Source organism: Sphingomonas sp. R86520, assembly GCF_042466285.1.
GTDB lineage: Bacteria > Pseudomonadota > Alphaproteobacteria > Sphingomonadales > Sphingomonadaceae > Sphingomonas.
This window is the reverse complement of record NZ_JAXHBZ010000001.1, coordinates 3,938,484-3,957,152: the sequence shown is the minus strand read 5'-3', so window position 1 is coordinate 3,957,152 and position 18,669 is coordinate 3,938,484. Positions and strand designations below refer to the sequence as shown.

The following is an 18,669-nucleotide window of genomic DNA, read 5'->3' as shown; positions in this document are numbered from 1 at the left end:
CTATCGAAACAGGCGGTTCTTATGCTGCTCGCCTAGCATCAGAACCAGGGGTTTTAGCCAGAAGATGACCGTGGCAGCGAGGGCAACGGCGGAGAAGAAGACGGTTGGGCAACGGTCTTAGCAAATGGCGACGCGGCGCCAGTCCTTCGGGCGCCATGATCTCGATGCGGCCGCGACGTCTGTAGCGGCGCATGTCGTATCTGACCGGTTCGAGCCACGATTTCCGGCCTAGGATGCAGGGTTCGATGCCCTTGGCTCGGGCTGAGCGTCCGCAGCAGCCAAGCTCTCCATCATTCGCAGGAACACGCCCCTCTCGCTCCGCTGCTTCCACCGATTGTACCGCGTCTTGTGCGGTCCATAATCGCTGGGCGCGTCCGCCACCGCAGCCCATTACGATTGACGAAAACGATGCCGCTCAACACTCGCGGACCATCGACCCAAGGCCTGCCCTGGCTCTTCGGAAAGTACGGCTGCAAGCGCGCCATCTGCTCATCGGTCAGCCAGTACAGGTCGCTCATCCCACGTCACCCTGCGGAGCCTGAATCAGATCGCGCCGCTGACATCAATGGGTCCTGACCCTAGTGAAGATGACGGCAGCGTATGGCGGGCTAGCTGTGGGGCGCTCACCGAGCCTTGTGGCAAAAGCCCGTTAGAACATAGGCTAAGAGTGCAAGATGGCGGAGACGGAGGGATTCGAACCCTCGGTACCAGTAAACCCGGTACGGCGGTTTAGCAAACCGCTGGTTTCAGCCACTCACCCACGTCTCCGGCTGCAGCAGATGCGGGGCTATAGCGAGGGTCGGTGCGGGGGGCAACGCCTGTAATCGCGACAGCGTCCGAATTCGTCACTCTCCCCCGCCCTTACCGTTCACCGCGATTTCGGCCGAATTCGACAGGTGCCCGGCGTTCGTTCATTGCGCGGCAAGCCGGGCGCTGGTTAACTCGGCTGCGAAGGGGTAATCCCCGGTTTCGGGGCGCCTCCCGTAGTTTCGGCGAGTTTGGGGATCGACATGCGTAGCTTCTGGCTTGGCCTAGGTGCCATCGCGACCGCCGTGTGTGGCGGCGCCGTAGGTGGTGCGACGGCCGCATCCGCACAGGTCCGCACGATCGATCCGAACCAGGCGATCGACGGCGACCTCGCACCGCGCGCCTATCAGCCGCCCTCCCGCCCGCAAGCGACGCAACCCTCGCGGCCGGCAGAGACCGAGACGACGGTCCAGAGCGATCCTGCCCCGGCCCCTGGCCCGGCTGCGCCGTCCGGCAACGCCTCGCAGGCCGCCCGGGCGGAAGCCACGACACAGGCCGCCGACACCTATCAGCGCGACGATCTGCTCGCAGCCGGCGAAGGCGTGTTCGGCAAGGGCGCGGCGGGGCTCGGCGGCATCCTCGAGAACATCCTGAAGGACCAGGGCCAGCCCAACGCCTATATCGCCGGCCGCGAAGCCTCGGGCGCGTTCGTGCTCGGCGTCCGCTATGGCTCGGGCATCATGAGCCACAAGGTCGAGGGCCAGCAGCCGGTCTATTGGACCGGCCCGTCGGTCGGCTTCGACATCGGCGGCGACGCGAACAAGGTCTTCGTGCTGGTCTACAATCTCTACGACACGGAGGAATTGTATAAGCGTTTCCCCGCAGTCGAGGGGCGTCTGTACCTGGTCGGCGGTTTCGCCGCGACGTACCTGCGCCGCGGCAACGTCGTCCTGATCCCGATCCGCTTGGGTGTCGGCTGGCGCGCTGGTGTAAACGTCGGGTATATGAACATCACCCACAAGAGCAGGTGGTTGCCGTTTTAGGCGAAGCGCGGCAGGCGGCAACGCCAGCCTGACTCGCGCAAGCCCGGCCGGCGGGGCTAGGCCCCGTCCGACGACGTGGGCTTTGCCCATGGCAGGCCCCAAGCCCGACCTTCAATCTCCAACCCGTCGGAAGAAACCTGGCAGGGCGCCTGCACCATCAGCTAATCCAACGCCGCCTTCCCCAACTCGCGCCGCCCATGAGTTGACGCCAACACGCCAAGCGCTACGCCAAGCCAATGGCAAAACCCGACCGCCTCGCCCGTCTCGACGCCCAGCGCGAGGACCTCGAAACCGACTACCGCGAGACGCTGATCGCAGCGCTGGAAAAGACCGCATCCGGCTCGCTCGGCCTGTTCGACCGCACGCCGGATCGCCGCGTCCGCGCCGCGATCGCCCCGACGATCGACGCGCTCACCGAAATGGGTACCGACATCGATGCGATGCGCGACCGCCTGATGCTGGAGCCGTTCGCGCTTCACCGCGACTTCTTCGCCGCGCGCGGTCCGGTCAGCGCCAGCGCGGTCGGCGAGCAGAAGGAAGCAAGGTTGTGGCTGGATGGGCTGAAGGCGCAGGATCTCACTATCTAGACGGTGCGCCCCCGCCCTCACCCATCACCACCTCCAGCGTCTTTCCTGCTCTCGATCAGAGAGGGATAGGCCGCGGCCAACCCGCCTTGGGAAGGGCGAAGCCGCAGCTCGCGTTACCCTTCGAACCGCCACTCCAATGTCGTGCCCGCCAGGAACGGCACAACCGCGGTGTCGCCCGAGCCGATCGCTCCAGGCACCTCGACCGCCTCGCGCACCAGCGTCACGGTTCCCTCGTTCAGCGGCAACCCGTAGAATCGCGCGCCATGCTCCGACGCGAACCCCTCGAACTTGTCGAGCGCGCCCTCCTCGTCGAACACGCTCAGATACGCCTCCAGCGCGAACGGCGCGTTGAAGATCCCGGCGCACCCACACCCGGATTCCTTCGCGCCCACGACGTGCGGCGCGCTGTCGGTCCCCAGGAAGAACCGCGGCGATCCAGACACCGCCGCACGCCGCACAGCCAGTCGATGCGTCTCGCGCTTCAACACGGGCAGGCAATAGGCGTGCGGCCTGAGGCCACCCTCGAACAACGCGTTGCGGTTGATCAGCAGATGCTGCGGCGTGATCGTCGCAGCGATCGGATGATCCGCCTCGGCCACGAACGCGGCCGCCTCTGCGGTCGTGATATGCTCCAGCACGATCTTCAGCTCGGGATAGTCGCGCACCAGCGGCGCCAGCGTGCGTTCCACGAACACCGCCTCGCGGTCGAAGATGTCGATCGTCTTGTCGGTCACCTCGCCGTGGATCAGCAGCGGCATGCCGATCCGCTGCAGCGTCTCGAGCACGCCGGTCAGCGCGCGGATATCGGTGACGCCGTGCGCGGAATTGGTGGTCGCATGCGCGGGGTACAGCTTGCACGCGGTGAACACGCCCTCGGCATAGCCGCGTTCGAGTTCGGCGGGATCGGTGCCATCGGTCAGGTAACACGTCATCAGCGGCGTGAAGTTCGCGCCCTCATCGAGCGCCGCCAGGATCCGTGCGCGATACTCCTTGGCCGCCTCGATCGACGTTACCGGCGGCGTCAGGTTCGGCATGATGATCGCGCGCGCGAACTGGCGGGCGGTATGCCCTGCCACCGCCTCCAGCATCGCGCCATCGCGGAGGTGGACGTGCCAGTCGTCGGGGCGGCGGATCGTGAGGCGCTCGGTCATGCCGCCTTCCTATCGACGCGCGCGCACGGACGCCAGACGTCGCCCGCCTGGAATCGGCTGCGCCTGGATCCCGCTTGGAAATCGCCCCGCGCGCACTAGGTGGTAGCCATGACCCAGCCCATTCCCGACGCGACGCCCGCAACCATGCTCGCCGACCGCAGCGTGATCCGCGTTACCGGCGACGACGTGCGCGGCTTCCTGCAAGGGCTGGTCACCGCCGACACAGCGTTGCTCACTCTTGCCGCCCCGGCCTGGGCCGCGCTGCTTTCGCCGCAGGGCAAGGCGTTGTTCGACTTCATCCTGTGGGCGGACGGCAATGACGTGCTGATCGACGTCGAGGCGACGCAGGCGGAGGCGCTGACGAAACGCCTGTCGCTCTACCGCCTGCGCCGCGCGATTACGCTGCAGCCCGACGCGCTGAAAGTACATTGGTCGCGCGACGGTGGCCAAGGCGTCGCAGATCCCCGTCTCGCCGCGCTCGGTCATCGCTGGCTGGCTCCAGAAGCCGCGCCCGCGACTGGCTGGCACGCGCACCGCCTGTCGCTCGGCGTCCCCGAAGGCGTTGCCGATCTTGGTGCCGGCGAGACGCTCTGGCTCGAATGCAACGCGCGCGAGCTCAACGGCGTCAGCTTTACCAAGGGGTGTTACGTCGGCCAGGAAAACACCGCGCGGATGCACCACCGCGCGAAGGTCAACCGCCGCCTCGTCGTCGCGCCTTTCACCGAGCCGAGCAACCGTACCCGCACGACCTATCCCGAACTCGGCCTGATGATCGAACACCGCCGCGTCGAAGCTTTAGGCGACGCCCTGATCCCGGCTTGGCTCGCGGCAGCCTTGGCGGAAGATACTCCGACAACGGTGTAGAACTCACTGCGTGTGGCGTGTTCCCGGAAGACCCTGGGTTCACGCGAAGGCGCAAAGCGTGTCCTAAGCTTCATCGAAGAGGTGCGAAGGCGTTTGGTCTCATCGGTGCGCCCCGGCCGTTCACGATCGAACGAGCGGCGAAGCCATTTTCAAAAGACATGCGCGATCGCAGGCAACGCCGCTCCGCCCGAACCCTCTTAGCGCCCCTTCGGCGAAGCTCAGGACAGGCTTTGCGCCTTAGCGTGAACACAGCGACGCTTCGGTCGAACACAGCCGATCGATAAGACCCGAAGTCAGAAATTTGTTCGCGCGGAGACGCGGAGGCGCGGAGAGTCGGCGCTCTGGGATATGGCGGCATATCCACCGATCAGGTCGCCGATAGGCGAAGTCGATCCCCGAAGGCCGCTTGCGCGGGCGCCTTCACCCCGAACGATCCATCTCCGCGGCTCCGCGCCTCCGCGCGAACAGAATCAACGTCCGCCAGATCCACGAACCCCGCAGCCAAAACGCCGCCCACGCAAAGCACAAAAGAAAAGGGAGGCCAGCTTGCGCCGACCTCCCCGATCTTCATTCCGTAACCGACCCGAAGGCCGATTGGCGAAAGTCTTACTGGCCCGAACCCGGACCGTAGGTGACTTCCACGCGACGGTTCTGCACTTCGCGAACGCCATCGGCGGTCTCGACGCGCGGACGGCTCTCGCCGAATGCTTCCGTCGAGATGACGCTGTCCGGGATGGCATGCGAAGACAGATATGCCTTCACGCCATCTGCGCGGCGCTGCGACAGACCGACGTTGTACGAAGCCGAACCCGACTTGTCCGCGTGACCTGCGAGCATGACCTGTGCGTTGCCGCACGACTGGTACTGCGTAACCGCGTTGTCGAGGATCGACGCTGCCTCTGGCGTGATGTCCGACTTGTCCCATTCGAAGAACACGATGAACGGACCAGGCGAGCAGACGACTGCTTCAGGAGCAGGCGGCGGCGGCGGAGCGACGGGCTCGGGCGGCGGCGGCGGCGGCGGAGCAGCAGGCTCAGCAGGCGCACCGAAGTTGTAGGTCAGGCCACCGAGGATGCTGTGCGAACGGTAGCGACCGTCGAACACGCGGTTCGAAACGTCGACCAGCTTGACGTTCTCGGCGTTGAAGAAGCGATACTTCAGCGTCGCGTCGACATGGTCGGTCAGCGGTGCACGGATACCGGCCAGGCCCTGATATGCGAACACGGTGTCCGAATCGTTCAGGAAGTCGCCGTTGTTGTTGAGGGCATACTGCGCCTTGACGCGAGCAACACCGACACCACCGCCGACGAAGCCCTGGATGCCATCGTCCGGACCGAAGTCCAGAAGGCCGTTCAGCATGAAGCTGAGAGCCGACGACGAACCACCGGCGTTGTCGTAGTTGCCAGCAACCGCGTTACCGCGAGTACCGGTTGGGCCGAAGATCGGCGTGGTGACGCCCGATGCCGAGTAACCGTCAACGGTTGCCTTGCGGTAACCAACTTCGGTCTCGAGGCGGAAACCGCCGAAATCATAACCCATGACCGCATCGACGTCATAACCATAGTCATGGTCGACCGATCCGGCATTGTTTGCTGCACCGATATCGTAATCGATGTCTTCAACGATCATCGCACCGCCTTCGACGCCAACGTACCACGACTTGTCGCGGGCGAGGGCGGGAGTGGCGAGAGCGGTGGAGGCGAGTGCCAGAACGACGGCAAGCTTCCGCATATAAATCCCCTTTCATGAGTGTCACACGGACATCGCAAACTCCCTATCCTCGGGCTTGTTTCCACGCAAGCTAACAAAAGTTGTGAGTGTTGCTGGAACGACACAGTTTTGAAGGTGTTTTAGCCGGCAATCAGCCCGTGCCCGCGCAAAGCACCCAATATGGTAGAGATCGCCGCGCGTGCCTGGATGTCGACGACGGTGCCTCCGGCCGGATCGGGAATCGCCGCGCGACGCGGGCCGACGACGTCGTTGCCGCCGATCGACACCCGGCTACCGGCTATCACGCCCAGCGTCCACGCGCCGGTTCCGAACCGCGCCGCCTGCCCGTCGGCGATGCTCCACACCGTCATCCCCTCGCGCGGCGCGACGAACCGCCAGCCGCCGCTCGTCCACCCTGCGATCGCCCGCGCCTGCCCGGCCCAGCCACCGGTCGGCGCGGTGCCGACGATCCACGCGCTTCCGATCACCGGAACCGCCGGCGGCACGTTGGTTCCCACCGTCAGCACGCTCGCCTGTACCGCCAGGTCGAGCAACGTCAGCGCCTCGTTGTGAGTCGTTTCCTTCTGCGCCTGTCCGGGCTGCAACAACGGCAATGCCAGCCGCGATGTCGTGTCGTCGCTCATCTTTCGTTCCCCCGTTGGAATATCAGGCCGGTACGATCAGTTCCGTTGCCAAGGATTCGCCGAACATGCCGCGCTGCCGCACCACGACGCCGACGGAACCGGTCCGCTCTGCTGCGGTCACCGACACCAGGGGCACCGCAACGTCGATATCGCGCGAGGTTCCGCCGGCAGTGACGGTGACGCGATATGCCTCGCGCTCCTCGGCCAGCGGCGCATCGACCCCGTCGATCCAGCGCCACCCCGCCCTGCTCCGCCGCGTCCAGCGCACCGTCGCGCTGCCATCCGCCTCGACCGCGAACCGCAGATGCACCGGCGCAGGCGGCACCACGGACGCCCCGCGCATTACGCACCGCGTCTCGACCGGCGTCGCATCGCCCACCCCCGACGCCATCACGCGCACCTCGCGGCCCAGCACCGACAGCGGCAGGTCGAACGTCCGCGCCGTCTCCGCTTCGAGCAGTACGAACCGATCCCCTGCCGCCTGCGCGCCAGCCGCCGCTTCGGTCCCCCGCCGGCCGCGCAGCAACCCACTCAGCCGCCACCGCACGCCGCCCAGCGGTTCCGCCCGGGCGAACTGCACCAGCTCGTCGCCCAGCAACGCCAAATTGACGCCGCGATCGAGTGCCGCCGCATCCGCATCGCCCAACGCCATATCCGAATGCGCCAGCGTAACTTCGAAAATGCCCCGCCGATCGACCAAAGTCGCCGCAGCGCCCGGCGCCGCGACCACGATCGTCCCCAGCACGCTCGGCGCAGCCGTCGCTCCTGCCGCCACCCAACTCACGCCATCGTCGACGCTGTAGAGCAGAGCCGCCTGCCGCCACGCCGCGCCCGTACCCGCCGCGGCCACCGTCATCCGCGGCATGGTCAAAGGCGCTTCGTCCAACCCCGGAACCTCGAACGCCCGCAGGATCGTCGCCCCGACGACCGTATCCACCGCCCCAGAAACCCGACCGCTCGTCGCAGTCGCAGGCAGCGACGCCGTCACCAGCGGCACCAGGCCAAGCGTCGTCACCATTCCTTCGATGCTCACGTCCGCCACCCGCCAGACGCCGCCCTCGCCGGCAATGGCGACGCACGCCCCCGGCGCAATCGCCATCGCCCCGAACCCGGCAGCTACCGTCCGCCGAACCCGACCAACCTCGGCCCGCGCCAGCATCGCCTCCGCCATGGTCTTGGCCGCGCCCGCCTCCAGAACCGCGGGCATCTCTATGCGCTCGTCACGCACGCCGGCCCCCGGCCGCCGCGCCCGCTGCACCCCCGCCTGATAGTCCCGCGCCGCATCATAATAGCCGACCGTCACCGTTCGCGGCACGGTCTCGATCGCCGCCACCGCGCGAGCCCGCCGCACGCCTTTTCCCGTAACCGCAAAGCCCTCGTCAGCCAGGGACGCGCTGGCTCCCGCCGCATCCCGCATCACCAACCCTGCCCCGGCCGGCGAAAACCAGGCCCCGCCAGCCTGCCCCAGCATCTCCAGCACCGCGCGAACGCTCCCGCCCGATGCCGCAAACCCGCCAACCGCCAGCGCCGCCGTCCCGGAAACCTCGCCTGCCAGCGCCTTCGCGATCGTCGATACCAGCACCGGACCGTCGTCGGCCATCACCTCGAACGTCAGCGAAGGAATGCGATTCCCGAAATCCGCCAGCTGCAGCATCTCGAACACGGCGTACGCCGCCCCCCGGTACGCCGGTGTCGCCGTCCCCTCGGCCGACGCAATCAAGGGGTCCATCGCCTGATCCTCACTCCCGAGATGCAGCCGGAACCCGGTCGCCGTCTTGAAGTCGCCACCCGCCCCCCGCAGCAGCTTCCCCTCAGCCCAGATCCGTCCGACACGCAAAATAGCCCGCGCCGACAACAGCACCGCAAACGACGCCGCATAGGAATAGGTCGAGACGCTGGGCTGCCCCTTCCCACTCCGCGACGAGGCCCGACTCTCGATCAGGTCGGTCGCCCAGATCACCGTTCCCGCCACCCGCATGGTGCCGAACAATTTCGGGATCTGCGAACCGTAAGACGACGTCTGCACCGCCAGTTCGATGAGCCGCGGCCCCTCCCGCCGCTTCGGCGCGAACACGGCGGCATCCACTGACCGCCCGATCAAGGCCCCGATCGCGCCGCCGATCGGTCCGCCCACCGCAGTCCCCACGGCCGTCAATACCAAGGTCGCCATGTCACACCCCCATCCGCCATACGCCCAGGATCGGCCAAGGCGGCAGACCCGGCCGTTCCACCACGCGCCGCAACCCGGCGTCCGCATGCACGAAGCCTGTCGCGGTCCTGATCCCCAGGTGAACCTGCCCCGGCCCCGCCGCCATCAGCAGCACATCGCCCGGTCGCGCCTCGGCAACCCGCACCAGCATCCGATCGAGCAAACGCCAGTCGCCGCCCCGCAAGGAATACCCGGTCGGAACCTCGCCGACATATCCGCCATTCCGGAGCGCCAGGGCCACCAGCCCGACACAGTCGAGCCCATCCGCCCCCCGGCCATGCAACCGAAACCGCGTCCCCACCGCGCGCAACGCAGCGCACTCGACAGCTCCCGCAACGGCAGCCTCGGCAACCGCGCTCAAGCCCCGGGATATCGCGTCAGCAGATCGATCCCCGGCAGATACGGCTCTCCGCGAAAATTCGCCGCATTCCCGAACCGCCCCGCGCACGTGGCCAAGCTTTTGTCGCACCCCTCCACGACCTCGACGAGAGCACCGACATCGACCACGAAAGCCGGCACCGCCCGAAGCGTAACCGCCACCCCGGCACCCCGAGCGACAGCGCTCTCCAGCCCGCAATTCGCGCCGCCGAACCAGCGCAGCAGTCCGCCCCCAACCCCCTCCGCGCTGGAGTCCAGCGTCACCACCGCCCCCTCGCACGCGACCACCCGGGCAAACCGCCGCCGCCCCGCCATCGCCACCCGACACCGCCGATCCCCCAGTTCCGCCCGACACTCCGGCGACGTTTCCTCCACCACCGGTCGATCCAGCGCAGCACTCGTCCCCCGCAGCTCGGCCGTGAACCCCGCATCCCCCAGCTCGACCGCGCCGATAACGCCCTCACCCAGCTCGACCCGCGAGACCGGATCGGTCCAGTCCACCGCGAACAGCACCACCCGAGCCCCGTCCCAGCGCCCGCCCAACAAGTCCCGCTCGCCGATCGCGGCAGACGTCAAAGCCCCCGCCACATCCATCGTATCCGCCTCCAGCCCATCGGCCCGCTGGATCGCCGAAGGCGTCATCCCCGGCGCCGCCCGGTGCACCAGCCCGTCCACCACCAGGTCCCGGTCATGCGCGGTCAACCCCACCGCCACCCCATCCCGCCGCTCGATCCGCCAGCACAAGGCGATCGTCGCCAGCTCAGCATCCAAAAACATGAAAGCCTCCTCTCAAACAGAACCCTCTCCCCTCCGGGGAGAGGGAGGGGCCCGCGCGCCCTTGCGCGTGGGAGGGAGAGGGGAGTGAGGCTCGGGACATCCGCCCCAACTCCCCCTCACCCTCCCGTCGCAAGAGCTCCTTTCTCCCTCTCCCCGCACGGGAGAGGGCCTAAGCCTCCCGCACCTCGACCAGCGGCACACTCGCCGCCACCCCAGCCAGAAACGTAGCCCGCGCCACGCTCAACCGATCCTCGGCAAACCGAACCGGCACATCGAACGCAAACCCCGCCGTCACCACCACTCCGAGAGCAGGCGCCACATCCAGCACCACCCACCCCCCAGCCTCCACGGAAAACGCCAAGGTCCCAACGCCCCCCACGGCCACCGAAACACTCCCCGCAACCGGCCGAGTAATCCGCCGCTCCGTCGCCCCATAAGACTTCACCAGGGCAAACCGCCGCGAGACCCCATCGCCGACCCCGACGACCTCCCCCACAGCCTCGAAGTCGAAAGGATCGCGCAACCGAAACCCCCGCGCCGCCCCCATCCGCGCCCGAAAGAACGCGAGCAGCACCGCGATATCCGCCTCACTCCGCAAGCCCGGCCCGACATCATACGATGTCCGGGCCTCCGCCCAGGCCGCGTTGCGCGCCTCCCGCCCCCCCGAACTCGTCAGGATCGCGGTCGAGAACCCAGGCGCCACCTCGGCCTCGCGCCCCAGTTCCAACGGAAACAGCACGTCATCGAACGCGTCCACGACCTCGTCTCCTCCAACATCGAAATGCACGAACCCATCCCGCATCACCTGCGGCAGCGCCCAGAGGAACGTCTCCGCCACCCCCCGCGCCCGAGCGACCTCGGCCGCAGCCTCGATCAGCCCCCACTCCGCCACCTGCTCGGGGCCCTGGTCGGCCCGCAACACGAACCCCGAGAGATAATGCTGCCGTTCGACCGGATACCCCAGTCGCGCGAACGCCACCGCCACGCCCTCGGCCGACGACGCGCTATCTCCCGCCGTCACCCAGTCGTAATCCTCCAGCTGCAGCACATCGAAAGCAGGGCTAGCCCACCCCACCGGCATGTTCGCGCGCTTCGCCTCGGGCGACTTCGCATCCAGCACGGTCGGCAGATACGTCAGCAGGTGCGACACGCACCCCCCCGCTCCCAGTGACAGCGCTTCCGACTTGGCGGCGGCCACCAGCGCAGCCGTAGATGCCGCCAGACACGCCCCCGCCGCCTCCAGCGTCGCGATCTGCGCGGGCGTCTTGGACCGCCGAATGCTCGTCATCGCCACCGGCGCAAACGCCGCCACCGCACTCGCGTCGTAGAGGCACGGCCGCCCATCCGGCATCACCCACCACCAGGGCTCGCCGACCTGGAACTTCGCCGCCAGCCCCCCCGCCACCGCAATCCCGATGAAAGCGCGCGCGACCGCCTGAAGATACCCCATCGCCCCGCCATGCGCCGGCGACAGCAACGTCGACGGCGGCTCCCACCCGGTCAGCGCCGGCGCCCCATCGGCCGCCCGCTGCTTCCAGTCGTTCCAGCAATGCGCATCGAACAGCTCGTAGCTCAGCGACCAGATGACATCATAGCCCAGCGCCTTCGCCCGCCCCGCAAAATCCCGATGCCAGGCCGCACACGCAACGTTCAAGACGCCCCCCGCCGCCGACACGTAAAGCCCGCCCCCGGCCCCCTCGAGCCGGAAATAATGGCTCATCCCCACATAATGGGTGATGCTCCCGCGATACCCGAGATGCAGCGCATTCCGCAGCACCCTTGCCGGCGTCAGGTTATAGCTATCGTCATATCCGCCCGCGATCCGGAACCCATGCTCCGGCACCACCGCATCGCCGATCGCCAGCACCGCCCCCGGCCCCTCGCAGACCAGATCGGTCCACTCGACCCACCCCTCGCGCGGCGCAGCCAGCGGCACATCGGTCTCGGCATAGTCCGGCGGCACCACCGACACGAACATCCGGTCGATATCCCCCGCCCAGACCGGATCCGCATCCTCGGGCAGGTCATACCCGCCAACCATCGCCCCGAAATCAAGCGAAACGACCGCATCCTCCGGCGCCCCCACCGCATAATTCCACAACCGCACATACCAGGCCCGCGCCACCCCTGCCGCATCCCGCCCCTCGATCGTCAAGGTCGGGCCGTTGATCGCATCCAGCGCCATCACCCCACCAGACCGCCACCGAAACCGCAGCCGACAGTCCCGAAAATCCCGCGAAGTCTCATATTTCAGCAACGGATGATCGAACCGATCGACCGCTTCCCAGATCACCCCGGCCAGATCGTCCGCCTTATAAAACACCGCCTCCACCCGCAGCGACGCAGGGCCAGTAGTCACGACGGAAGCCATCATCGGCCGAGGAAAATCCACCGTCCAGAACCGAGGATCGAACCGCGAGACAAGCCCCTCGACCTGCACAGTCCGAGCCGAGCAAAGCCAATGCGCCATAAGATTCTCCTACTTTCCCTCGCCCCTACGGGGAGAGGGAGGGGCCCGCGCGCCCTTGCGCGTGGGAGGGTGAGGGGAGTGAGGCAAGGAACGCCAATCCCAACTCCCCTCACCCTCCCGTCGCCTGCGGCTCCTCCTTCCCTCTCCCCGAAGGGGCGAGGGAAAAGCGGTCACTCCACCGCCAAAGCCGCCTTGACCGCCCGCGCCACCTGCCGGCTCGACTGCGCCAACACCCCAGGCGCACTCCCCGCAGCCGCGTTGACCGTGATAGCCACCCGCACCTCGCGCATACCGCCCCCCGGCACGCCAGTCTCAACCCGCCCGCTGGTAGCAGGCACGAACACCTCCGCCCCCCGCTCCCCGACGACATAAGCACGCCCCGGAGAAACCGGCCCGCCAGTAGCCCGCCCCGGCAACCCGCCAACCAGCCCGGCCAGCGCCCCACTCAACCCGCCCCCGCCAAGAACAGACTGCACCCCAGCCTTGAGCGCCGCCGAAGCAATCGCATCCAGCGCCGACAGCGCGACCCCCTTCAGCTCCTCGAACCCCAGCTTCCCGGACCGCACCGCGCGCAACAGCCCCGCTTCCACCCGAAGCGAAGCCCGCTCCGCCCCGGCCCCGAGCACGCCCTCCAGCTCACCCCGCATCGCCTCCACATCGCGCGAGAACCCGGTCGTATCCGCCCGCACGCTCACCAGCGCCGCATCGAAATCATCCATCAGGAAAAGCCCCCCTCAACCGCGCGATCGTCGAAGCATCCGGCGGCGCCGTCACGTCGCCCACCAAAGCCCCCACAACCCCCGCCAATTCCGCCGGCGTAGCCCGCCAGAACACCTCCGGCGCCCACCCCAACACCGCGCCAGCAAACCCGGCGAGCCGCCCAGCATTGTCGGAAAACGTCACTTCCCCGCCAAAATCTGCCGCAACAGCACCCGCAACACCGGCGTCACCGGCGCCAGCCCCGCCTCGACGACAGCCTCCCCCAGCCGTTCCCGGGTCACCCCCTCAGGGCACTCTCGAAGGCAATGCCAGAACAGCCCCACCATCTCGCCAATCCCCAGCCGCCCCTCCGCCGCGCGTTCCACGAGAGCAAACAAAGGCCCCAACTCGCTTTCCGCTGCGACCAAAGCCCCAAAGCTAGGCCGAAGAACAAGCATCTCCCCCCCAACTCGAAGAGGAGCCTCCCCCCGAACCGAATTCGCCAAATCACCCATAAGATGTCTCCTGAAAGTCCCTCGCCCCTCCGGGGAGAGGGAGGGGCCCGCGCGCCCTTGCGCGTGGGAGGGAGAGGGGAGTGAGGCTCGGAACCCCCGCCCCAAAGCCCCTCACCCTCCCGTCGCCAAGCGGCTCCTCCCTCCCTCTCCCCGAAAGGGAGAGGGACAAAGTTAAGCAACAACAACAGCCCCGGAACTCTCCAGGCTAAGCGTGTAAGACCGCTCCCCATTGAAATCCCCGGCGTAGTCGAGCCGAGACACCAGGAACTTCCCCGTCATCGTATCGCCCCCCTCGAACGCCAGCCGATAATCATCGAGCACGCCGGTCAACGCGCTAGCCTTCACCCGCAACTCGGCAACCGACCCGGTGAACACCCCAGCCCCCGACACGGACACACTCCGAACCCCAGCCCCCGACAGCAACTGCCGCCACCCGCCAGAGTCCTTCGTGGTCACCACGATAGCCTCCCCATTCACCGACATCTGCGTCGTCCGCAGCCCCGCCACCGTCGCGTAGACCACCGGCGCCGCCCCGTTCCCCACCTTCAGCAGGAACGCACTCCCCTTCTCCACCGCCATGTCCGTCTCCCTCAGCTCTCGCGGTACATCCGCACCAGAAACTCCGACGTCCCGCGCCACCGATCTCCGACCCGCAGCACCCGAGACCGAACCAGCGCCACCCTCACCACCCGCCACCCCTCACCAAGATCGGGCGCGACAGCCTCCAATCCCTCCTCCGCCACCGCCAGCAGAGACCGCACCCGAACCGGCCGCTCCCCCTCATCGAACAGAGTCAAGAGAACGCGCCCCTCCCGCCCGACCCAGGTCTTCGTGCTCCAGTCCGACAACACCGGTTCGTCGACCACCGCATAAGGCAGCCCACCCCGAACCGGCGGCGCGTCGAACACGCTGACATCCAGCACAGCGTTCAGCCGAGCCACGATCGCCGCCTGCAAGACGACCCGAGCACTCACGAATGCACCGCGAGACCAAGCCGCATCCGCCGATACGGCCGCCACAAAGCCGCCACCGCAGCCGGCGGCGCCACATCGCTTTCCCGGTGGTCAAAGAGGTGCGCGACCAGCATCGCCACCCCCTGCGCGATCGGCGCCGGCACCGCCTCGAAACTCAAGGCCAGCCCCGCCGAATACGCCACAGCCACGCGCCCAGCAGACCCCGCAGCCAGGACGCGAACCCAACCAACCCCATCCGCATCGATATCGACCGCATACGCTCCGACCGCCAACACGAACGGAGCTCCCTCCACCGGCAACCCAGTAACCCCCGCGATCACGGTAACCGGCGCGACCATCAGCCGCCGCCACCCCGCCGCACTGGTCACCACATCCTCGAACGGCCGCCCGATCACTGCCGCCCCCAGGAAAGCCTCCCCCAGCAGCAGCGCGGTCTGCGCCAACCGCGAGAGCACGACGTCCTCCCCACTCTCCACCCGCAACAAAGCCCTAGCCGCGACGACCACCTCAGCGATCACCCCGGCAGAAATCGCCGACCCCGTCATAACGATGTCTCCAAAACTTTCCCTCGCCCCTCCGGGGAGAGGGAGGGGCCCGCGCGCCCTTGCGCGTGGGAGGGAGAGGGGCGTGAGGCTCGGGACGTGAACCCCAACCACCCCTCACCCTCCCGTCGCAAGCGCTCCTCCTTCCCTCTCCCCGACGGGGAGAAGGACCCGTCGCTCAAGCCACCGAGAACTTCATCAGCTTGATAGCCTCGGAGTTCGTCACGCACCCACCGACCCGCTTGGTCGCGTAGAAATTGACGAAAGGCTTGTTCGAATACGGATCACGCAGGATCCCCGTCTCGGTCCGCTCGGCAATGATATACCCCGCCCGGAAATTCCCGAACGCGATCGCCAGAGCATTGGCGGCAATATCCGGCATGTCCTCAGCCTCCACCACCGGATACCCCAGCAGCGTAGCCGGCACCCCGGCAGCCAGCGAAGGCGCCCACACGAACGCGCCGTCAGTGGTCTTGAACTTCCGGATCCGCGCCAGCGTCGCCGCATTCATCACAAAGCTCGCACCCTGCCGATAAGGCCCGCGCAAGGACTGAACCAGATCGATCAACCGCTCCTGCGGACTCGCTGAAAAGTCCCCAGCCGTACCGCTAGCCAGATACTGCAAAGTGCCGAAAGCCCGAACCCCGTCAGCAGTCGCAGCAGTAGCCGACGTCAAAAACCCCTTAGGCCGCGACACACCGGAACCCGACACGAACGCCGCCCCCTCAGCCTTCGCAAACTCCATAGCGATCTCGCCCGCCAGCCACTCCTCCACATCTAACGCCGCATCATCCAGCATCGCCTGGCTAGCCGAAGGATTGGCATACAGCTCCCCCGTAGGCGGCGCGATCTCGACGAACACCGGCGAAGCGGTTTCCGGCCGAGCCGCATTCTCCGCCGCCCAGCCGGACGGCGTACCCCCGGTCGTAACCAGCTTGCGATACCCGGCGCTGCCCACCTTCACCACATTGGCAATCGACCGGATCGGCGACACCGCCTTCAGCAAAGTATCGATCTGCGCATCGATCTCCCGCGGCACCGCAAACCCGCCGGCATCCCCCGCAACCCCCGTAAACGCCTTCATCTCCAGCGTAGCGCCAGTCCGAACGAACCCCGCAAACGCCGCATTCTGCGCCAAGGGGGAAGCCCCCTCCAAAACCGGCCGATCCACAACACTCCCAAGATTACCCATCAGTCATCTCCTCACCCGAAACGAAAAAGGCGCCCCGCAGGACGCCTCACGAAACTGAATCCCTCGCCCCTCCGGGGAGAGGGAGGGGCCCGCACGCGCTTGCGTGTGGGAGGGAGAGGGGCGTGAGGCACGGAACGCCCGCGCCAAAGCCCCTCACCCTTCCGTCGCCAAGCGGCTCCTCCCTCCCTCTCCCCGACAGGGGGAGGGACAAACCGCTAAGCCACCACCTCAATCCGCGCCAAAGCCTGCATAGGCACCGCCACGAGACTAACCTCCACCAGCGCGACCTCCAGCAGCTCCCGCCTACCCCCCTGCCGCACAGACAAAGCCCGATACCCAACCGACAACCCAGCCACCGCCCCAGCCCGCACCAGCCGGGCAAGCTCCAGATCCGCAACCACCCCCTCGACCCGCAACCCGCGCGCATCCTCAGCAACGACGGACAAAGACCCAACCGCCAAACCCCGATGCTGCCACAACAAAGGCACCACCCCAGCCCCAGCAAAAGCCCCCCGCCGCACCACATCTCCCGCCCGATCGACAACATCGAACACCGCCGCATACCCCGCGAACGCGACCGCGCCCTCGGGGCTCACTTCAACCACGCAGCAAACCCCAGTTTCACCGCCAGCCCCGCCAGCATCAGCGCCATCGCCAGCCGCGCGATCCATCCGACAACCGCCTTCCAAACCGACCGCTTCGCATCCCGCCACGCCGCCAGCAGCTCGCGCAATTCCGCCACGTCCTCCCGAGCCCGCTCGTCACTCAGCGCCACCCGCGCCAAAGCCCGAGCCGCCCCCAACTCCCCCGCCTCCTCCACGATCGCCCGCAGCGTAACGAGGTCCACACCCCGCTCAGCCCCCTGCCGCATCAACTGCGCCAAAACCGCCCCATCCATCAGACCACCTCCGATATGTCCAAGAGAGCCCGCTTCTCCGCATCGCTAAGAAACGAAGCGCCCGAAACCATTCCCCAAAGCCGCTCGCGATCCTCGACCAGCGCCGGCACCCGGTCCAGATCGACCGAAATCGCCGCCCCCTCGAACCACCCGGCCAACCCCTGCGCGATCCCCGTCAAAATCGAAGACGCCAGCGGCAGCACCCCCAGCCGCCAAAGCGCCCGATTAGCCTCGCGGTAGTTCGCGTAAGAATTATCCCCCGGCAGCCCGAGCAGCATCGGCGGCACCCCGAACGCCAGCGCGATCTCCCGCGCTGCCGCCGCCTTGGTCCCGACGAAATCCATGTCCGCCGGCGACAAGCTCAACGCCTGCCACCTGAGCCCCCCCTCAAGCAGCATCGGCCGCCCGGCATTCCCCGCCCCCGAGAACGACGCCTCCAGCTCGCCCCGCAACCGCGCGAACTGCTCGGTCGACAGCGTGGCGCCGTCCTTCGGATCGTACATCAGCGCCCCCGAAGGCCGCGCCGCATTGTCGAGCAGAGCCTTGTTCCACCGCGCCGCCGCATTGTGGATCGCCACCGCGCTCGACGCCGCCCCCAGGCACCCCAACCCATAATGGTCGTCGACCGGATTGAAGCTCTTCAGGTGGATCACCTCCGGCCGGACCGGATCGGCATGCAGCCGCGTGACCCGCTCCCCGACCCGGTAGCGGTAGGCGGCTGGCCACCCGCTGGCATCCGCCTCCACCGCGACCCGCTCGGGCCGCAACGCAAACAACTCCGCCGCGCCCCCGTCGACGTCGCGCAACACCTGCACATACGCATTCCCATGCAACAGTATCTGCGCCGCCACCGTCTCGACCAGCGACTGCCCCCCGGACCGTGCCGTGACGAGCGCGACAAGCGCCGGATCGGAGCTAAGCAAAGGCGCAGACCCAACCCCCTCCACCACCAGCTTCACCGCGCGCTGAACGACCGCATTCCCCAGAAACCCATCGCGTACCTGCGCCTCATATCCCAGCGGCCAGTCCCCGAACGCGGGCGCACTCAAGGCACGCGACAACACCGGCCGCGACTCATCGCGCCCGGATTTCCACCCGAACAATTTCATGATGTTCTCCTAGAATTTCCCTCGCCCCTCCGGGGAGAGGGAGGGGCCCGCGCGCCCTTGCGCGTGGGAGGGAGAGGGGCGTGAGGCTAGGAACGCCAATCCCAACCACCCCTAACCCTCCCGTCGCAAGCGCTCCTCCCTCCCTCTCCCCGTCGGGAAA

Annotated in this window: 20 protein-coding genes, 1 tRNA gene and 1 pseudogene; 3 read left to right on the top strand and 19 right to left on the bottom strand. The window is 67.4% G+C overall.

The genetic code is table 11. The features are described from left to right. Window positions 1-518, bottom strand: a pseudogene (locus SJY41_RS18305) (transposase). A 157-nt stretch (window positions 519-675) separates the two neighbouring features. Beyond that, a tRNA-Ser gene (locus tag SJY41_RS18300) sits at window positions 676-768 on the bottom strand. A 242-nt stretch (window positions 769-1,010) separates the two neighbouring features. Here SJY41_RS18300 and SJY41_RS18295 point away from each other — a divergent pair. After that, entirely contained in the window at window positions 1,011-1,790 is a 780-nt protein-coding gene (locus SJY41_RS18295) for a DUF1134 domain-containing protein (RefSeq protein ID WP_380783641.1), read from the top strand. 236 nt (window positions 1,791-2,026) lie between these two features. Then, complete coding sequence (locus SJY41_RS18290) at window positions 2,027-2,377, top strand: hypothetical protein (RefSeq protein ID WP_380783640.1); 351 nt, start codon at window positions 2,027-2,029, stop codon at window positions 2,375-2,377. 113 nt (window positions 2,378-2,490) lie between these two features. Here SJY41_RS18290 and pyrC read toward each other — a convergent pair whose 3' ends face one another. Then, entirely contained in the window at window positions 2,491-3,528 is a 1,038-nt protein-coding gene (pyrC, locus tag SJY41_RS18285) for a dihydroorotase (RefSeq protein WP_380783639.1), read from the bottom strand. Between the two features lie 108 nt (window positions 3,529-3,636). Between pyrC and SJY41_RS18280 the strand changes: the two genes are divergently transcribed. Next, entirely contained in the window at window positions 3,637-4,392 is a 756-nt protein-coding gene (locus tag SJY41_RS18280; protein WP_380783638.1) for a YgfZ/GcvT domain-containing protein, read from the top strand. A 606-nt stretch (window positions 4,393-4,998) separates the two neighbouring features. Here SJY41_RS18280 and SJY41_RS18275 read toward each other — a convergent pair. The 16 genes from SJY41_RS18275 to SJY41_RS18200 form a co-directional block, all read right to left on the bottom strand. Further along, on the bottom strand, window positions 4,999-6,123 hold the full coding sequence (locus tag SJY41_RS18275; RefSeq protein WP_380783637.1) for an OmpA family protein: 1,125 nt from the start codon (window positions 6,121-6,123) through the stop codon (window positions 4,999-5,001). 119 nt (window positions 6,124-6,242) lie between these two features. After that, window positions 6,243-6,746 (bottom strand): DUF2793 domain-containing protein, encoded by a 504-nt coding sequence (locus SJY41_RS18270; RefSeq protein ID WP_380783635.1) that lies wholly within the window; start codon window positions 6,744-6,746, stop codon window positions 6,243-6,245. 22 nt (window positions 6,747-6,768) lie between these two features. Continuing rightward, window positions 6,769-8,916, bottom strand: a complete 2,148-nt coding sequence (locus SJY41_RS18265; protein WP_380783634.1) for a phage tail protein — start codon at window positions 8,914-8,916, stop codon at window positions 6,769-6,771. A gap of 1 nt (window position 8,917) precedes the next feature. Continuing rightward, window positions 8,918-9,196 (bottom strand): hypothetical protein, encoded by a 279-nt coding sequence (locus SJY41_RS18260; RefSeq protein ID WP_380783633.1) that lies wholly within the window; start codon window positions 9,194-9,196, stop codon window positions 8,918-8,920. A 116-nt stretch (window positions 9,197-9,312) separates the two neighbouring features. Next, complete coding sequence (locus SJY41_RS18255; protein WP_380783631.1) at window positions 9,313-10,110, bottom strand: DUF2163 domain-containing protein; 798 nt, start codon at window positions 10,108-10,110, stop codon at window positions 9,313-9,315. A 169-nt stretch (window positions 10,111-10,279) separates the two neighbouring features. Next, window positions 10,280-12,580, bottom strand: coding sequence for a DUF2460 domain-containing protein (locus SJY41_RS18250; RefSeq protein ID WP_380783630.1), 2,301 nt, complete (start codon window positions 12,578-12,580; stop codon window positions 10,280-10,282). A gap of 170 nt (window positions 12,581-12,750) precedes the next feature. Further along, window positions 12,751-13,299: a tail tape measure protein gene (locus tag SJY41_RS18245; RefSeq protein ID WP_380783628.1), complete on the bottom strand. Its 549-nt coding sequence runs from the start codon at window positions 13,297-13,299 to the stop codon at window positions 12,751-12,753. Then, complete coding sequence (locus tag SJY41_RS18240; protein WP_373458607.1) at window positions 13,292-13,414, bottom strand: phage tail assembly chaperone; 123 nt, start codon at window positions 13,412-13,414, stop codon at window positions 13,292-13,294. The genes SJY41_RS18245 and SJY41_RS18240 overlap by 8 nt, the downstream gene beginning before the upstream one ends. A gap of 65 nt (window positions 13,415-13,479) precedes the next feature. Beyond that, complete coding sequence (locus SJY41_RS18235; RefSeq protein WP_380783627.1) at window positions 13,480-13,794, bottom strand: gene transfer agent family protein; 315 nt, start codon at window positions 13,792-13,794, stop codon at window positions 13,480-13,482. A gap of 171 nt (window positions 13,795-13,965) precedes the next feature. Further along, on the bottom strand, window positions 13,966-14,373 hold the full coding sequence (locus SJY41_RS18230) for a phage major tail protein, TP901-1 family (protein ID WP_380783626.1): 408 nt from the start codon (window positions 14,371-14,373) through the stop codon (window positions 13,966-13,968). An 11-nt stretch (window positions 14,374-14,384) separates the two neighbouring features. After that, a complete protein-coding gene (locus SJY41_RS18225; protein WP_380783625.1) occupies window positions 14,385-14,735 on the bottom strand; it encodes a DUF3168 domain-containing protein in 351 nt (116 codons plus the stop codon). 29 nt (window positions 14,736-14,764) lie between these two features. Then, window positions 14,765-15,313: a hypothetical protein gene (locus SJY41_RS18220; RefSeq protein ID WP_056060983.1), complete on the bottom strand. Its 549-nt coding sequence runs from the start codon at window positions 15,311-15,313 to the stop codon at window positions 14,765-14,767. A gap of 175 nt (window positions 15,314-15,488) precedes the next feature. Then, the gene (locus tag SJY41_RS18215) at window positions 15,489-16,502 is read right to left on the bottom strand and encodes a phage major capsid protein (protein WP_380783624.1); all 1,014 of its coding nucleotides are present in this window, start codon (window positions 16,500-16,502) and stop codon (window positions 15,489-15,491) included. Between the two features lie 215 nt (window positions 16,503-16,717). Then, window positions 16,718-17,173 carry an HK97 family phage prohead protease gene (locus tag SJY41_RS18210; protein ID WP_380783623.1) on the bottom strand — a complete coding sequence of 152 codons (456 nt, stop codon included), beginning with the start codon at window positions 17,171-17,173 and terminating at the stop codon, window positions 16,718-16,720. Continuing rightward, complete coding sequence (locus SJY41_RS18205) at window positions 17,095-17,400, bottom strand: DUF6127 family protein (protein ID WP_183129183.1); 306 nt, start codon at window positions 17,398-17,400, stop codon at window positions 17,095-17,097. The genes SJY41_RS18210 and SJY41_RS18205 overlap by 79 nt, the downstream gene beginning before the upstream one ends. After that, window positions 17,400-18,509 carry a phage portal protein gene (locus SJY41_RS18200; protein ID WP_380783622.1) on the bottom strand — a complete coding sequence of 370 codons (1,110 nt, stop codon included), beginning with the start codon at window positions 18,507-18,509 and terminating at the stop codon, window positions 17,400-17,402. The genes SJY41_RS18205 and SJY41_RS18200 overlap by 1 nt, the downstream gene beginning before the upstream one ends. Window positions 18,510-18,669 lie beyond the last annotated feature (160 nt).

Bases quoted from the DNA above. Each gene is read 5' to 3' on its own strand.
- SJY41_RS18210 (WP_380783623.1), bottom strand. From the start codon at position 17,173: ATGGATCGCGCGGCTGGCGATGGCGCTGATGCTGGCGGGGCTGGCGGT.
- SJY41_RS18280 (WP_380783638.1), top strand. From the start codon at position 3,637: ATGACCCAGCCCATTCCCGACGCGACGCCCGCAACCATGCTCGCCGAC.
- SJY41_RS18230 (WP_380783626.1), bottom strand. From the start codon at position 14,373: ATGGCGGTGGAGAAGGGGAGTGCGTTCCTGCTGAAGGTGGGGAACGGG.
- SJY41_RS18290 (WP_380783640.1), top strand. From the start codon at position 2,027: ATGGCAAAACCCGACCGCCTCGCCCGTCTCGACGCCCAGCGCGAGGAC.
- SJY41_RS18270 (WP_380783635.1), bottom strand. From the start codon at position 6,746: ATGAGCGACGACACGACATCGCGGCTGGCATTGCCGTTGTTGCAGCCC.
- SJY41_RS18215 (WP_380783624.1), bottom strand. From the start codon at position 16,502: ATGGGTAATCTTGGGAGTGTTGTGGATCGGCCGGTTTTGGAGGGGGCT.
- SJY41_RS18255 (WP_380783631.1), bottom strand. From the start codon at position 10,110: ATGTTTTTGGATGCTGAGCTGGCGACGATCGCCTTGTGCTGGCGGATC.
- SJY41_RS18250 (WP_380783630.1), bottom strand. From the start codon at position 12,580: ATGGCGCATTGGCTTTGCTCGGCTCGGACTGTGCAGGTCGAGGGGCTT.
- SJY41_RS18245 (WP_380783628.1), bottom strand. From the start codon at position 13,299: ATGGATGATTTCGATGCGGCGCTGGTGAGCGTGCGGGCGGATACGACC.
- pyrC (WP_380783639.1), bottom strand. From the start codon at position 3,528: ATGACCGAGCGCCTCACGATCCGCCGCCCCGACGACTGGCACGTCCAC.
- SJY41_RS18265 (WP_380783634.1), bottom strand. From the start codon at position 8,916: ATGGCGACCTTGGTATTGACGGCCGTGGGGACTGCGGTGGGCGGACCG.
- SJY41_RS18295 (WP_380783641.1), top strand. From the start codon at position 1,011: ATGCGTAGCTTCTGGCTTGGCCTAGGTGCCATCGCGACCGCCGTGTGT.
- SJY41_RS18275 (WP_380783637.1), bottom strand. From the start codon at position 6,123: ATGCGGAAGCTTGCCGTCGTTCTGGCACTCGCCTCCACCGCTCTCGCC.
- SJY41_RS18220 (WP_056060983.1), bottom strand. From the start codon at position 15,313: ATGACGGGGTCGGCGATTTCTGCCGGGGTGATCGCTGAGGTGGTCGTC.
- SJY41_RS18235 (WP_380783627.1), bottom strand. From the start codon at position 13,794: ATGGGTGATTTGGCGAATTCGGTTCGGGGGGAGGCTCCTCTTCGAGTT.
- SJY41_RS18205 (WP_183129183.1), bottom strand. From the start codon at position 17,400: ATGGATGGGGCGGTTTTGGCGCAGTTGATGCGGCAGGGGGCTGAGCGG.
- SJY41_RS18200 (WP_380783622.1), bottom strand. From the start codon at position 18,509: ATGAAATTGTTCGGGTGGAAATCCGGGCGCGATGAGTCGCGGCCGGTG.